We start from the raw sequence: 14,945 nt of genomic DNA, 5'->3' as shown, positions 1-14,945 counted from the left end.
GCCGCGTCACCTCCCCGGGTGCGCGGCCCGCGGCCGTGGCCGTCAGCGCGCCGGGCGTTCGGCCGTGTAGCGCCGGCCGGCACGGACCGGGAACTCCACGGTGTCCGGCGCGCCGCCCGGGCGGGCGTGGACCGGCTCGGGCCCCCCGGGGGTGTGCGCCCACAGCCGGTGCGCGCCCCCGAGGAGCCCGGAGCGCAGCCGCACCGTCCCGTCCCGGTGGGCGGTCAGCGTGATCGACCGCGCCACGCCGTCCCGCCACGCCGCGTCCACGGTCAGGCCGCCGCGGGAGCGCAGGCCGCGCACCGAGCCGCGGGCACGCCAGGCCGCGGGCAGCGCCGGCAGCACGTGCACCACGCCGTCGTGGCTCTGCAGCAGCATCTCCGCCACGCCCGCCGTCGCCCCGAAGTTGCCGTCGATCTGGAACGGCGGATGGGTGTCCCACAGGTTCCCCAGGGTGCTCTCCCGCAGCTGCCCGGCCAGCAGGGCGTGCGCCCGGTCGCCGTCGCCGAGCCGGGCCCGCAGGGCCACCTTCCACGCCCTGCTCCACCCCGTGCTGCCGTCCCCCCGGGCGTCCAGGGTGGTCCGCGCGGCGTCCGCCAGCGCGGGGGTGGCGGTGGGGGAGATCCGGCGCCCCGGGTAGAGGGCGAACAGGTGGGAGACGTGGCGGTGGTCGTCCGCCGGGTCGTCGAGGTCGTCCTTCCACTCCCGCAGCTGCCCCCAGGAGCCGGTCCGCAGGCCGGGATCCAGCCGGCGCAGCACCGCGCGGGCCTCGGCGGCGAACGCGGCGTCACCCAGCGCCTCGGCGGCCTCCACGGCGCACGCGAACAGCTCGTGGACGATCTGCTGGGACATCGCGGCGCCCGCGGTGAAGTCGCCGTGCTCGGGGGAGTAGCTGGGGGAGACCACCAGCAGGCCGTCCCGGGCGTCCTCGACGAGCTCGTCGGTCCAGAACCGGACCAGCTCCTGGAGCACGGGGTAGGCCCGGCGCCGCAGGAAGTCCTCGTCGCCCCCGAACCGCCAGTGCTCGTGCAGGTGGGTGGCGAGCCAGGCGGCGGCCTCCGGGAACCAGAAGGCGGTGGGCCAGTCGTGCAGCCCGGTGAAGCCGAACGGGTTGGTCTCGTCGTGCACCACCCAGCCGCGGGCGCCGTGCAGGCGGCGGGCGGTGCGGGCGCCCGGTCCGCGCAGCGCGTCGACGAAGTCGAACAGCGGCGCCGTGGTCTCCGCGAGGTTGGTCACCTCGGCCGGCCAGTAGTTCATCTGGAGGTTGATGTTGACGTGGTAGTCGGCGCTCCACGGCGGGGTGGTGGAGTCGTTCCACACCCCCTGGAGGTTGGCCGGCAGGGTGCCGGGCCGGGAGGAGGCGATCAGCAGGTACCTCCCGTACTGGAAGTACAGGGCCTCCAGGGCGCGGTCGGCGGGGGAGTCGCCGCCGGTGTAGGCCGCCAGCAGGCGGTCCGTCGGCAGCTCCGGCGCGACCTGCCCGATGTCCAGGGCCACCCGGTCGAACAGCTCCCGGTGGTCGGCCAGGTGCGCCGCGCGCAGCGCCGGGTAGCCCTTGGCGCGGGCGGCGTCCAGGGCGGCGGTGACCCGGGGGCAGGGATCGTCGCCGCGGTAGCCGGTGGCGGGGGTGGGCGCGTAGTCGGTGCCGGCCGCGACCAGCACGGTGACGGCGTCCGCGCCGGTCACCGTGACGGTGCCGTCGGCGCCGTCGACGAGGGTGCCGCCCTCGGGCACGACGTCGACCCCGGCGGTGTGCCGCAGGCCGTTGTCCTCCAGGGTGCCGTCGAGGAGGATCCGGCCGGCCGCGACCGACCCGCGCAGCCGGCGGCCCTCCCGCGGGGTGTCCACCGAGACGGTCAGCGAGAGCCGGCCGGGCCGGTCGGCGGCCAGGCGTACCGCGATCACCCCGTCGGGCCGACTGGCCAGGTACTCCCGGGTGTGGGTGACACCGCCGGCCCGGTAGCGGACGGTGGCCAGCCCCTCGGCCAGCCGCAGCTCGCGCCGGTAGTCCGCGACGGGCTCGGCGGCGTCCGCGAAGTCCAGGCGCAGGTGGCCGAGCACCTGGTGGGCGCCGTAGCCGCGACGGGGCGAGCCGAGCAGGGCGGCGACCTCCTCGGCCGGCAGGCCGCCGCGCTCGGCCAGCCGCCGCCGCACCTCGCGCAGCGCCTCCGCCCCGGCGGAGCCGTCGCTGCCGTCTGGGCCGTCGGTGCCGGCGAAGGCGCCGTCGCCGTGGTCGTAGCCCTCCCGGGATCCGGGGCCGCCGGTCCACAGCGTCTTCTCGTTGAGGACCACCACCTCCCGGGCGACACCCCCGAAGACGCCGGCGCCGAGGGCGCCGTTGCCGATCGGCAGCGACTCCTCCTCCCAACTGGTGGCCGGTGCGGTGTACCACAGCGTCAGCGGCGCGCCGGGTGGGGTGGGCTCGACGGTCATGAGCGGGCTCCGTTCCGCCTTGGTGGCCGATCCGGCCGGCGAGAGATCCGATGTCTTGATGGAGATTAGGCAGCGCTGATCGTCGCCACAAGGGAGAACGATGGCGGGAATGGGCGCCCAAGCCCCAGGAGATCGGATCGCGTTCGGCTGGCGTGCCAGGGTGTCCGAGGCGTCTGGTAGGAGTATGAGGTGAGCAGCGAGCACCCTCCCGCGGGCGGGACCGGCCGACCGGCCGGTCGGCGCCCCCCGTCGGAGCCGGACCGGCCGGAGCCGGCCGGCCAGGTCGAGCAGCTCACCCTCATCGACCCCGCCGACCCCGCCGCCCCCGCCGGCCGCCGCCGGGGCCGTGGCGGGCGGCAGCCGGGCGCCCGGGCCCTCGCCGAGCACCTGCCGGTGGCCCGCGTCGCGGTCGACAAGCCGCTCTCCCACCTCGACCAGTTCTTCGACTACGCCGTGCCGCTGGCCATGGACGCCGACGCCGTCCCCGGGGCCAGGGTCCGGGTGCGCTTCGGCGCCAGGGTCGTGGAGGGGCGCCGGGAGGGCGGCCGACTGGAGGACGGCTTCATCGTCGAGCGCCTCGCCGCCAGCGACTACCCCGGGCCGCTGGCCCCGCTGGCCAGCGTGCTCTCCCCGGAGCCGGTGCTCACCCCCCCGCTGCTCGCGCTCTGCCGGGCCGTCGCCGACCGCTACGCCGGCACCCTCGCGGACGTCCTCCAGCTCGCCGTGCCGCCGCGCCGCTCCATACCGGAGAAGGAGCCCGCCGCCGATCCCCCGCCGCCGCCCGCCGCGCCGGAGCCCGGCACCTGGGCCCGCTACCCCACCGGCCCCGGCTACCTCGACGCGCTGGCCCGCGGCGGGGCGCCGCGGGCCGTCTGGACCGCCCTGCCCGGCCCGCACTGGCCGGAGGAGATCGCCCGCGCCGTCGCCGCCACCCTCGCCTCCGGGCGCGGCGCGCTCGCCGTGCTCCCCGACGGCCGCCAGGCCGCCCGGGTCGACGCCGCGCTCACCGCCCTGCTCGGCCCCGGACACCACGTCGCCCTCACGGCCGGCCTCGGCCCCGAGGAGCGCTACCGCCGCTGGCTCGCCTGCAACCGGGGCACCGTCCGCGCCGTCGTCGGCACCCGGGCCGCCATGTTCGCCCCGGTGCGGGACCTCGGCCTGGTCGTGGTGTGGGACGACGGCGACTCCAGCCACAGCGAGCCGCACGCCCCCCAGCCGCACGCCCGCGAGGTGCTGGCGCTGCGCGCCACCGACGCGGGCGCCGGCATGCTGCTGGGCGGCCTGTCCCGCACCGTCGAGGGGGCGCAGCTGGTGGCCTCCGGCTGGGCCCACCCCCTGGAGCCCGGCCGGGAGGCGATCCGCCGGGCCGCCCCGCGGGTGCGCACCATCGAGGACGTCGACCTCCACCGCGACGACGCCGCCCGCACCGCCCGCCTGCCGCATCCCGCCTGGCGCACCGCCCGCGAGGCGCTGGCCTCCGGTCCGGTGCTGGTGCAGGTGCCGCGCCGCGGCTACGTGCCCCGGCTGGCCTGCGGGCGGTGCCGCGAACCCGCCCGCTGCACCGCCTGCGCCGGCCCGCTGGAGGCCCGCGCCCAGTCCGGGACCCTGCACTGCACCTGGTGCGGGCGTCCCGAGGCGGACTGGCACTGCGCCGCCTGCGGCTCCTTCCGGCTGCGCGCCAGCGTGGTGGGCGCCCGCCGCACCGCCGAGGAGCTCGGACGGGCCTTCCCCCGGGTGCCGGTGCGCACCTCCGGGCGGGACGGCGTGCTGGCCACCGTCCCCGGTACCCCGGCCCTGGTGGTGGCCACGCCGGGCGCGGAACCGGTGGCCGAGGGCGGCTACGCGGCCGCGCTGCTGCTGGACGCCTGGGCCCTGCTGGCCCGGCCCGACCTGCGCGCCGGCGAGCAGGCGCTGCGCCGCTGGCTGTCCGCCGCCGCGCTGGTGCGCCCGGCGGACAGCGGCGGGGTGGTGCTGATCGTCGGGGACCCCGGGCTGCGTCCGGTGCAGGCGCTGGTCCGCTGGGACCCGGCCGGGCACGCGGACCGCGAGCTGGCCGAGCGGGCCGAACTGCGCTTCCCCCCGGTGTCCCGGATGGCCTCGGTGACCGGCACGCCCTCGGCCGTCGCCGACGTGCTGGCCACCCTGCGGCTCCCCGAGGGCGCCGACGTGCTGGGGCCCGTCCCGGTCGAACCGGCGGCCGGCCCGGGTGGCCCGGGCGGCTCCGGAGGGGTCGGCGGCGGCCGCCCGGCCGGCCGCGCGGACGAGGCGCTGGAGCGGGCGCTGGTGCGGGTGCCGCCCGGGCACGGCGCGGCGCTGGCCGCGGCGCTGAAGGCGGCCTACATCGGCCGGCTGCTGCGCAAGGAGCCCGAGCCGGTGCAGATCCGGGTCGATCCGGTGGACATCGGCTGAGCCGGCGCCGGCCGACGGCCTGCCCTCCCGGAGCGCGTCCGTGTCCCGCGGTGCCCCTGTGACGGATGGGGCCCGCCGTGTGTCGGCTGGCCGTCCGGTGGATGTTCGCCCGGTTACTTCTTCCGGCACATCATCGGAAGTACGGACCAAAGGGGCGCGGCGAGATGTGACGGATGCGCGATTGGCCCGCTGTGCGCACTTGTCGACGGCGCGTCAAGCCGGTTAGACACGGGACCCACACCCCTTGGAGGTCCCGTGGGCAGATCCCCCGCCATCCCGCTGGTCACGACGGCGCTCGCCGCCCTGCTGCTCGTCCCGCTCGCCCCCGCCACCGCGGCCCCCGACGAACCACGGGCCGCCCCCATACCCGGCGGCCGGGAGACCTTCGGCAACCCGGCCGAGCGGCACCGCACCGCCTCCCCACTGGTCGGGCCGGCGCAGACCCTCCCCGCGGACGCCGGCGCCACCACCTGGCACCTGCCGACCGGCCAGGGCTACCCCCGCCACACCCGGCTCACCGAACCCCCCGTCAACACCGCCGACCGCTCCATCAAGCTGGGGCTGGCGCCCTACCACGCGATCGCGCCGCGGCTGAACGACCTCCAGCGCGTCAGCGACCGGGTCAGCGTCGAGGTGATCGGCCAGTCCACCACCGGGCGCGACCTGTACCTGGTCACCGTGACCGCCCCGGAGTCCCGCGCCGAGGCCGCCCGGCAGGACCGCATGCGCGAGCGGATCGAGAACGACCCGGCCCGCGCCGCCCGCGACCGGGAGATCCAGCGGGACTACAAGGTCCCCGTGCTGGTCAACAACAACATCCACGGCAACGAGTGGGAGGGCACCGACGCCGCGCTGCGCCTCATCGAGTCCCTCGCCACCAGCGCGGATCCGGAGACCGAGGAACTGCTGGCGACCACCCGGCTGTACTTCAACGTCACCGCCAACCCGGACGGCCGGGTGGCCGGCACCCGGGCCAACGCCGCCGGGTTCGACATGAACCGCGACTTCGTCACGGCCTCGCAGCCGGAGGTCCGGGCGCTGCGCCAGGTCGTCATCGACACCCAGCCGGCCGTCATGCTGGACCTGCACGGCTACGTCAACGGCACCCTCATCGAGCCCACCACCCCGCCGCACGGCGAGAACTACGAGTACGACCTGTTCCTCGCCAACGCCTATCGGAACGCCCTCGGCATGGAGCGGGCCGTCCTCGACCTCGGCCTGACCCCCGAGCAGGACGGCGTGCACCCCCCGCAGATCCCGTTCCGGGACGCCCCGGAGGGCTGGGACGACTGGCCGCCGATCTTCACCCCGCAGTACGTCGCCTTCCACGGCGCCGTCGCCGCGCACACGGTGGAGATCCCGCTGCGGGTCAACAACGCCGACTACCTGAACCTCAGCGAGACGGAGCTGCGCCGGCGCGCGGCCGTCAACACCGACGTGGCCGAGGCCGTCATGCGGGCCGCCACCGACTTCACCGTGGACCACCGCGAGCGGCTCATCGCCGACCAGATCGAGGTCTTCCGCCGCGGCGCGGCCGGCGAGGCCCAGCGCCCCGTCTCCGCCGAGACCGTGCCCGGCGTCCCCGGCATCGGCCCGGAGGACGTCTACACCACGGACTTCCCGCGCGCCTACGTCATCCCGGCCGGCGACGGGCAGCGCTCCGCGACGGCCGCCGCCCGACTGGTGGACCACCTGGTCGCCAACGACGTGCGGGTGCGGCGGGCCACCGCCGACTTCCGGCTCGGCGGCACCCGCTACCCGGCCGGCTCCTACGTCGTCGACATGCACCAGCCCAAGCGCGGACTGGCCAACACCATCCTCGCCGCCGGCACCGACATCAGCGACAAGGTCGACGCGATGTACGACATCTCCGGCTGGAGCCACGGCCTGCTGTGGGGCGCCACGGTGGACCGCGTCGAGGACGGCCGACCGGCCTTCCCGGGCCGGGACGTCACCGTCGCCGCGCCCACCGGCTCCGTGCCGGCCTGGGGCCCGTTCGAACTCGTCCTGGCGGACGGCCGGGACGTCGCGGCCCTGAACGACCTGCTCCGCGCGGGCGTGGAGGTCTCCTGGACCGGGGCGGGAACCGTCCGGGTGCCGGCGGCCGAACGCGCCGCCGCCCGCGAGGTCGCCGACCGCTACGGCGTCACCTTCACCCGCGCCGCAGGCCGGCCGCGGGAGGCCGAGCCGCTGGAGGCGGTCACCGTCGCCGCCGCGGCGGCCTCCGACGAGGTGTACACCCTGCGGGAGATGGGCTTCGAGGTGGTTCCGGTCTCCACCGGCGTGCTCGCCGCGGGCTTCGACTGGGACGCCGTGGACGTGCTGTACGTCTCCAGCGGGCTGGACCACGCCGCCCTGCCCGCCGCCGCCCGCGCCGAGCTCGACGCCTTCCTGGCCGAGGGCGGCGTGGTCACCCGCGGCGCCACCGGGGCCGCCTTCAACGCCGCCGCCGGCCTGCTGACCGCCACCGCCACGCCCGGCCGACGGGACGCCAACGGGGTGGTGGCGGTGGACAACCGCGGGCCGCTGGCCGCCACGGCGCCGGAGCACGGCTTCGTGTACTCCCCGCTGTGGTTCACCGCCCTCGGGCCGGAGGTCACCGTGCAGCAGACCTACGCGCCGGACGACGTGCTCACCTCCGGCCACTGGCGGGCCGCCGCCGACGGCGGGGCGGGCCCCGACGCCGCAGCCGGGCAGCCCTCCATGATCAGCGGGATCGACGAACGCGGCGCGGCCGTGGTGATGTTCGGCACCGAGCCGCTCTTCCGCAACCACCCGAAGGGTTCCTTCGCCGGCGTCGGCCAGGCCCTGTACTGGGCCGCGATCGGCGGGTAGCCCGCCACCGCCCTCCCGGTGCGCCGGGGAGCGCCCCACCCCGACGGGCGGCGGCGCTCCCCGGCACCGGGGGCGTGGGGCGCGGCGCGCGTGAGGGGCGCCCGTGGGGGGTAGCGGCTCGGCCGGGTGGGGGAGCGACCGGTCCGGGACGGCCACCGTCCCGCCCGCCGTGGCGAGGAGGCGACAGTGAACGACGCGAGGACGGCACGCTCCGGGACGCCCGGGGAACGCCCCGGCTACGTGCCGATCGCCGACCACGGGTTGATCGGCGACCTGCGCAGCGCCGCGCTGGTGGACACCCACGGCACCATCGACTGGTACTGCTGCGGACGCTTCGACGCCCCGAGCGTCTTCGCCTCGATCCTGGACGCGGAACGGGGCGGACGCTTCGAGCTGGCCGCCGACGTGGAGGCGGTCAGCCGGCAGTTCTACTTCCCCGACACCAACGTGCTGATCACCCGGTTCTCCTCGCCCGAGGGCGTGGGCGAGGTGCAGGACTTCATGCCGATCGTCGACGACGACCGGGAGGCCGACCGGCACCGGCTGATCCGCCGGGTGGTCTGTGTGCGCGGCACCCTGCCGTTCCGGGCCCGGGTCGCGCCCCGCTTCGGCTACGCCGCCCAGCCGCACACCGTGCGGATGGAGCAGGGCCGGGCCGTGTTCGCCTCCCCCGAGCTGACCCTGGCGCTGACCGCGAGCGTGCCGGTCGAGGTGGACGGCCCCGACGTGTGGTCGGCGTTCAAGCTCACCGAGGGACAGAACGCGGTCTTCGCGCTGGACCGGGTCAGCGATCGGGTGCCGCCCCGGTCGTGCGCGTGCGCCGAGGCCGAGGAACTGTTCACCGCCACGGTGCGGTTCTGGCGCCGCTGGCTGTCCTCGTCCCGCTACCGCGGACGCTGGCGCGAGGAGGTGCACCGCTCCGCGCTCACCCTCAAGCTGCTCACCTACGCGCCCACCGGGGCGATCGTGGCCGCGCCGACCACCAGCCTGCCCGAGCACATCGGCGGGGAGCGCAACTGGGACTACCGCTACGTCTGGATCCGCGACGCCGCCTTCTGCGTCTACGCGCTGCTGCGCCTGGGCTTCACCGACGAGGCCGACCAGTTCATGCGGTTCCTCTCCGAGCGGATCGAGCTGTGCGGCGAGGGGCCGTCCGGCCCGCTGCAGATCATGTACGGCATCGACGGCCGCAGCGAGCTGCCCGAACGCGACCTGCCGGGCCTGGAGGGCCACCGGGGCTCCGGGCCGGTCCGGGTCGGCAACGCGGCGGTGGACCAGCTCCAGCTCGACATCTACGGGGCGCTGATCGACTCCGTCTACCTCTACGACAAGTGGGGACAGCCGATCTCCAGCGGCCTGTGGGACCAGGTGACCGTCCTGGTCGACTGGGTCTGCGCGAACTGGGACCAGCCCGACGAGGGCGTCTGGGAGACCCGCGGGGGCCGCAAACGCTTCCTGTTCTCCCGGCTGATGTGCTGGGTCGCGATCGAGCGGGCCATGCGGACGGCCATCCACCGCGGCCTGCCGGCGGACCTGGAGCGCTGGCGGCGCACCCGCGACACGATCTACCGCAGGATCATGGAGCGCTGCTGGTCCCCGGTGCGGGGCGCGTTCGTCCAGCACGAGGGCGACGACGTCCTGGACGCCGCCGTGCTGATGATGCCGCTGGCCAAGCTCGTCTCCCCGACCGACCCGAAATGGCTCTCCACGCTGGACGCGCTCGGCCGGGAACTGGTCTCCGACTCGCTGGTCTACCGCTACGACCCCGTCCGCAGCCCGGACGGCCTGGCGGGGGAGGAGGGCACCTTCTCGATCTGCTCCTTCTGGTACGTGGAGGCGCTCACCCGCGCCGGACGACTGGACGAGGCCCGGCTCGCCTTCGAGAAGATGCTCACCTACGCCAACCACCTGGGCCTGTACGCCGAGCAGGTGGGGCACACCGGCGAGCAGCTCGGCAACTTCCCGCAGGCCTTCACCCACCTCGCGCTGATCAGCGCCGCCTTCAACCTCGACCGGGCGCTCGGCTAGCCCGCGGGACCGCGCGGGCGGCCGGGAGTGGGGTCGAGGAACACCTCGGTGACCGCCGGGACGCGTTCGCGCAGGCGCCGCTCGGCCTCCTCGCAGGCCCGCTCGACCTGCCGGGCCGACGCCGTGCCGACGAAGTGCACCTTGGCCGCCACGTGCACCTCGCGCGGCCCCCGGGTCAGGGTGACCAGCTCCAGCACCGCGGCCACGTGCTCCACCGCGAGCAGCTCGGCCCGCACGGCCGCGGTCCAGGCCGGCGGCAGCGCCCGGCCGATCAGCAGCGAGGCGTTGTCCCGCCCGAGGGTGAAGGCCACCGCGGCCAGCAGGGCGCCGATCAGCACGGAGGCCACGCCGTCCCACACCGCCGAGCCGGTCACCTCGGCGCCGAGCAGCCCGCCGGCCGCCAGCAGCAGCCCGGCCAGGGCGGCGCCGTCCTCCAGCACCACGGCCTTCACCGTGGTGTCCGGGCTCCGCCGCAGGTAGCGCCGCGCGGGCACCCGGAGGGCGGCGGCCTCCCGCCGGACCTGGCGCACCCCGCGGGCCAGCGAGACCGACTCCAGCAGGAAGGCCGCCGCCAGCACGAGGAGGGAGACCAGCGGGTCGCCGAGCTCCTCCCCGCGCAGCAGGGTGTGCACGCCCTGGCTGACCGAGAACACCGCGCCGCCCACGAACGTCGCCACGCAGGCCAGCAGCGCCCACACGTACCGCTCCGCGGCGTGGCCGAGCGGGTGCAGCTCGTCCGGCGGGCGGGCGCTGCGCCGGAGCGCGGCCAGCAGCAGCACCTCGGTGCAGGTGTCGGCGACCGAGTGGGCCGCCTCGGAGAGCATGGCGCTGGAGCCGCTGATCACCCCGCCCACGGCCTTGGCCGCCGCGATGCCGAGGTTCGCGGCGCCGGCCACGACGACGGTCGCCGTGCTCTCCGCGTCGGCCTCCGGCCCCCCGCCCCCGGCGCCGGTGCCGGTGCCGGTGCCGGGCGCGGGCGGCCCGTGACGGCTCACCCGGGTCAGTCCACCGGGCCGCCGCCGACCGCCGCCGGCTGTGGGGCACGCGCCGCCGGCGCCGCGGTCGCCGTCGCCATCGCCTGGCCGGGAGCGCCGGCCGGGGCGCCGGCACCGCCCGGCGCACCCTGCGGACCGCGCTGCTGCACCGGGATCCGGCGGGCGCCGTAGCGGCGGTGCACCGCCTGCTTGGTCACCCCCAGGGCGGCGCCGACCGCGTCCCAGGAGAACCCCAGCGCGCGGTCGAACTCCACCGCGGCGGTGACCAGCGCCTCCACGTTCTCCCGCAGTTCCTCGGCCAGCCGCACGGTGGGCGCGGGGGCCTTGCCGTAGACGACGAAGGCGGAGTCCGCGTGCGGGCGCCGGGTGCGGTACACGTTGCCCAACTGGGCGGTCAGGGTGCGCAGCGCGTCCACCTGGCGGCGTACCTGTTCGATGTCGCGCACCAACAGGTGCAGGCTGGCGCGGGCGCGGGCGTCGTGGCTGATGTGGTTTGCCATGCGTCGTTACCTCTCCGATCGGACCGGACGGGCGGCGCGGCGCCGGGGCGCCGGCCGGGGCGGGTCGGTCGATCCGCGGATCAACGTCATCCTCACCGGGTCCGGGGCCGCGCTCGGAGGCCCAGGACCGGGCGAGGTGTCGAGGGAAGTCGATGGGGCGATGTCGCGTTGCCCAACGCTTCAGTCGCCGATTCGTCACGCAGAGTGGCCCCAGACGGGGGATGCCCGGTTCCCCCGTCGGTGGGGCGGGGCGGGCCGCCCCGCGCGGCCCGCCCCCGGGCGCCGCGAACCCGCGGGTCGGCGCCACCCGCCGGGCCCACCGGGCGGCGGGGCGACGCCGGGACGCCGCCCCCGCCGCCGGCCCGGCGTCGGGGTACAAGCGGACAAGTAGACTGGCCGGCACGCGCGCGGCGCCGGCCGGGCCCACGGCAGCGGCACCGCGATGCCGCCGCCCCGAACCTGCGAACCCAGGAGCCGCCCCGTGACCGTCCAGCCGATCCGACTCTTCGGCGACCCGGTCCTGCGCACCAAGGCCCAGCCGGTGACGACCTTCGACAAGGAGCTGCGCGGCCTGGTCAGGGACCTCACCGACACCATGATGGACGCCCCCGGAGCGGGCCTGGCGGCGCCCCAGCTGGGGGTCTCCCTGCGGGTGTTCACCTACCACGTGGACGGCGAGACGGGTCACCTGGTCAACCCCGACCTCACCCTCAGCGAGGAGGAGCAGGACGGCCCGGAGGGCTGCCTGTCGCTGCCCGGCCTCACCTTCGACCGCCGGCGCGCCTACGGCGTCGTCGCCCGCGGGTTCAACATGTACGGCGACCCGGTGACCATCGAGGGCACCCAGCTGCTGGCCCGCTGCGTGCAGCACGAGACCGACCACCTGGACGGCATCCTGTTCATCGACGGCCTCGACCGCGAGCAGCGCAAGGCCGCCCTGCGCGCCATCCGCGAGGCGGAGTGGAACGGCCAGGCGCCGCCCGAGGTCAAGGTCTCCCCGCACCGCACCTTCGGCCGCGCGATATGACCCGCCGGCGGCGCGGCGCGACCCGCTGACGCGACCCGCCGCCCCGCCGGCCGCCCCCGCCGACACGCCTCTCGTACCCGTCCGCCCCGCCGTCCGACGCCCCGACCACCGCCGCGTGCGGACGCGACGGCGGGCGATCCGACCCGACCCGCAAGGAAGCAGGCCACCTCTCCCATGAGGCTCGTCTTCGCCGGAACCCCGGAAGCCGCCGTCCCCTCGCTGCGCGCCCTGCTCGCCCACGACCGGCACGAGGTGGCCGCCGTGGTGACCCGGCCCGACGCCCCGGCCGGCCGCGGCCGGCGGCTGGTCGCCTCGCCGGTCGCCCAACTGGCCGAGGAGGCCGGCGTCGAGGTGCTCAAGCCGGCCCACCCCAAGGACCCGGAGTTCCAGGAGCGGCTCACCGCCATCGCCCCGGACGCCTGCCCGGTGGTCGCCTACGGGGCCCTGCTGCCACCCAGCGCACTGGCCATCCCCGCCCACGGGTGGATCAACCTGCACTTCTCGCTGCTGCCCGCCTGGCGCGGCGCGGCCCCCGTGCAGCACGCCGTGATGGCCGGCGACGAGATCACCGGCGCCACCACCTTCCTGATCGAGCGGGGCCTGGACTCCGGCCCGTACTACGGCATGCTCACCGAGCCGATCGGCCCGCGCGACACCGCCGGCGAACTCCTCGACCGGCTCGCCGCCTCCGGCGCCCGGCTGCTCGCCGCCACCCTCGACGGCATCGAGGACGGCACCCTCAAGGCCGTCCCCCAGCCCGCCGAGGGCGTCTCCCTCGCCCCCAAGATCACCACCGAGGACGCCCGGGTGGACTGGTCGGCGCCCGCCCTGCGGGTCGACCGCCTGGTGCGCGGCTGCACCCCCGCCCCCGGCGCCTGGACGCTCTTCCGCGGCGAGCGGCTCAAGCTCGCCCCGGTGCGCCCGCTGCCCGAGGAGGACGCCCTGGCGCCCGGCGAGGTCGCGGTCCGCCGCGACGGCGTCCGGATCGGCACCGGCAGCCACCCGGTGCTGCTCACCGAGGTGCAGGCGCAGGGCAAGCGCCGGATGTCCGCCGGCGACTGGGCGCGCGGCGTCCGCGTCGAGGACGGCGAGCGGGTCGGCGCATGACCGGGCGACGATCGGGCACCAGCGGCACGACGGACCGGACGGGCGGCGCAAGCGGCCCGGGCGGCGGCACGCGGAACCGGGGCCTGCGGCGACGGACCGGAGGCGATGCCGAACTCGGTCGCGCGCGGGAGAGGACGGGCGTGGTGAGGAACGAGCGGAGCGTGGTGACCGACCAGCGCCGAGGCGCGGCGCCGGGCGGCGCGCGCGAGAACCGTCGCGCCGGCGCCGGCCACGGCCGGGCCGACGCGGTGCGCCGCACCGCTTACCAGGCGCTGCGGGCCGTCGCCGAGCGCGACGCCTACGCCAACCTGGTCCTGCCCGGCCTGATCCGGGACGCCGGCCTGGACCGGCGGGACGCCGCCCTGGCCACCGAACTGGTCTACGGCACGCTGCGCCTCCAGGGCACCTACGACGCCATCCTGGCCGCCTGCGTGGACCGCCCGCTGCGCGAGGTGGACCCGCCGCTGCTGGACGTCCTCGCCCTCGGCGCGCACCAACTGCTGAACACCCGCATCCCGGCGCACGCCGCCGTCTCCGCCACGGTGGAACTCGCCCGCGAGGTGGCCGGCCCCGGCCCGGTCGGCTTCGTCAACGCGGTGCTGCGCCGCGTCGCGGCGCACGACGTGGAGAGCTGGCTGCAGCGGGTGGCCCCGCCCTGGCAGAGCGACCCCGAGGGGCACCTCGCGGTGATGTACTCGCACCCGACCTGGGTGGTCGACGCCCTGTGGGACTCCCTCGGGGGCGGGCGGGAGGGCATCGAGGCGCTGCTCGCCGCGGACAACGAGCGCCCGGAGGTGACCCTGGTGGCCCGCCCCGGGCGGGTGGGTGTGCGGGAGCTGATGGCGGACCTCCCGGAGGGCGCCGCCGCGCCCGGCCGCTGGTCGCCGTTCGCGGTGCGGATGCCCGAGGGGGGCGACCCGGCCACCCTGGAGGCCGTGCGGGACTTCCGGGCGGGGGTGCAGGACGAGGGCAGCCAGCTGGTGGCCGCGGCCTTCGCCGCCGCGCCGTTGCAGGGCGGCCCGGACCGCCGCTGGCTGGACGGCTGCGCCGGTCCGGGCGGCAAGGCCGCGCTGCTCGCCGCCCTCGCGGCGCAGCGGGGCGCCGAACTGCTCGCCGTGGAACGGCAGCCGCACCGCGCCGGGCTGGTTGCCCGGGCGCTGACCGGCGCGCCGGGAACCCAGCAGGTGGTCACGGCGGACTCCACCCGGCCGGCCTGGCGTCCCGCCTCGTTCGACCGCGCCCTGGTGGACGTGCCCTGCACCGGCCTGGGCGCGCTGCGCCGCCGGCCGGAGGCCCGGTGGCGCCGCCGCCCGGAGGACCTGGAGGGCTTCGCCCCGGTGCAGCGCAGCCTGCTGCACTCGGCCGCGGACGCGGTGCGGCCCGGGGGCGTGGTGGGCTACGCGACCTGCTCGCCGCACCTGGCGGAGACCCGCGAGGTGGTGGCGGACGTGCTGGACACCCGCGGCGACCTGGAACTGCTGGACGCCCGGCCGCTGCTGCCGGACATGCCGCACCTCGGCGACGGTCCGGACGTCCAGCTGTGGCCGCACCTGCACGGCACGGACGCGATGTACCTGGCGCTGCTGCGCCGCAGCTGAGCGGCGCTCCCGC

Annotated in this window: 9 protein-coding genes; 6 read left to right on the top strand and 3 right to left on the bottom strand. The window is 76.8% G+C overall.

Going from position 1 to position 14,945, the window contains the following annotated elements; genetic code table 11:
- Positions 1-42: 42 nt before the first annotated feature.
- Positions 43-2,433, bottom strand: coding sequence for a glycoside hydrolase family 95 protein (locus FHU37_RS09505; protein ID WP_179813782.1), 2,391 nt, complete (start codon positions 2,431-2,433; stop codon positions 43-45).
- Between the two features lie 189 nt (positions 2,434-2,622).
- Here FHU37_RS09505 and FHU37_RS09500 point away from each other — a divergent pair, with 189 nt between their 5' ends.
- The 3 genes from FHU37_RS09500 (at position 2,623) to FHU37_RS09490 (ending at position 9,705) form a co-directional block, all read left to right on the top strand.
- The gene (locus FHU37_RS09500) at positions 2,623-4,842 is read left to right on the top strand and encodes a primosomal protein N' (RefSeq protein ID WP_312892519.1); all 2,220 of its coding nucleotides are present in this window, start codon (positions 2,623-2,625) and stop codon (positions 4,840-4,842) included.
- A 255-nt stretch (positions 4,843-5,097) separates the two neighbouring features.
- On the top strand, positions 5,098-7,677 hold the full coding sequence (locus tag FHU37_RS09495; protein ID WP_312892518.1) for a M14 family zinc carboxypeptidase: 2,580 nt from the start codon (positions 5,098-5,100) through the stop codon (positions 7,675-7,677).
- 186 nt (positions 7,678-7,863) lie between these two features.
- Positions 7,864-9,705, top strand: a complete 1,842-nt coding sequence (locus tag FHU37_RS09490) for a glycoside hydrolase family 15 protein (protein ID WP_179813781.1) — start codon at positions 7,864-7,866, stop codon at positions 9,703-9,705.
- Here the strand turns inward: FHU37_RS09490 and FHU37_RS09485 are convergent.
- Both FHU37_RS09485 and FHU37_RS09480 read right to left on the bottom strand, forming a co-directional pair.
- A complete protein-coding gene (locus tag FHU37_RS09485; RefSeq protein WP_179813780.1) occupies positions 9,702-10,700 on the bottom strand; it encodes a cation diffusion facilitator family transporter in 999 nt (332 codons plus the stop codon). The genes FHU37_RS09490 and FHU37_RS09485 overlap by 4 nt on opposite strands.
- Before the next feature lie 5 nt (positions 10,701-10,705).
- Entirely contained in the window at positions 10,706-11,200 is a 495-nt protein-coding gene (locus FHU37_RS09480) for a hypothetical protein (RefSeq protein WP_179813779.1), read from the bottom strand.
- Between the two features lie 481 nt (positions 11,201-11,681).
- Here FHU37_RS09480 and def point away from each other — a divergent pair, with 481 nt between their 5' ends.
- From def to FHU37_RS09465, 3 genes are all read left to right on the top strand, one after another.
- Positions 11,682-12,227: a peptide deformylase gene (gene def / locus FHU37_RS09475; RefSeq protein WP_179813778.1), complete on the top strand. Its 546-nt coding sequence runs from the start codon at positions 11,682-11,684 to the stop codon at positions 12,225-12,227.
- A gap of 174 nt (positions 12,228-12,401) precedes the next feature.
- Positions 12,402-13,334 carry a methionyl-tRNA formyltransferase gene (gene fmt, locus FHU37_RS09470; protein WP_179813777.1) on the top strand — a complete coding sequence of 311 codons (933 nt, stop codon included), beginning with the start codon at positions 12,402-12,404 and terminating at the stop codon, positions 13,332-13,334.
- 164 nt (positions 13,335-13,498) lie between these two features.
- The gene (locus FHU37_RS09465; RefSeq protein ID WP_376774018.1) at positions 13,499-14,932 is read left to right on the top strand and encodes an RsmB/NOP family class I SAM-dependent RNA methyltransferase; all 1,434 of its coding nucleotides are present in this window, start codon (positions 13,499-13,501) and stop codon (positions 14,930-14,932) included.
- The last annotated feature ends 13 nt before the right edge of the window (positions 14,933-14,945 follow it).

It is taken from the genome of Allostreptomyces psammosilenae, assembly GCF_013407765.1.
Taxonomy (GTDB): Bacteria; Actinomycetota; Actinomycetes; order Streptomycetales; family Streptomycetaceae; genus Allostreptomyces; species Allostreptomyces psammosilenae.
Note: the sequence above shows the minus strand (reverse complement) of the source record. Positions and strands in the feature narration are given on the sequence as shown.

What these genes read in the sequence shown, in the direction of transcription:
- FHU37_RS09480 (WP_179813779.1), bottom strand. Translation starts at nt 11,200, where the DNA reads ATGGCAAACCACATCAGCCACGACGCCCGCGCCCGCGCCAGCCTGCAC.
- FHU37_RS09505 (WP_179813782.1), bottom strand. Translation starts at nt 2,433, where the DNA reads ATGACCGTCGAGCCCACCCCACCCGGCGCGCCGCTGACGCTGTGGTAC.
- fmt (WP_179813777.1), top strand. Translation starts at nt 12,402, where the DNA reads ATGAGGCTCGTCTTCGCCGGAACCCCGGAAGCCGCCGTCCCCTCGCTG.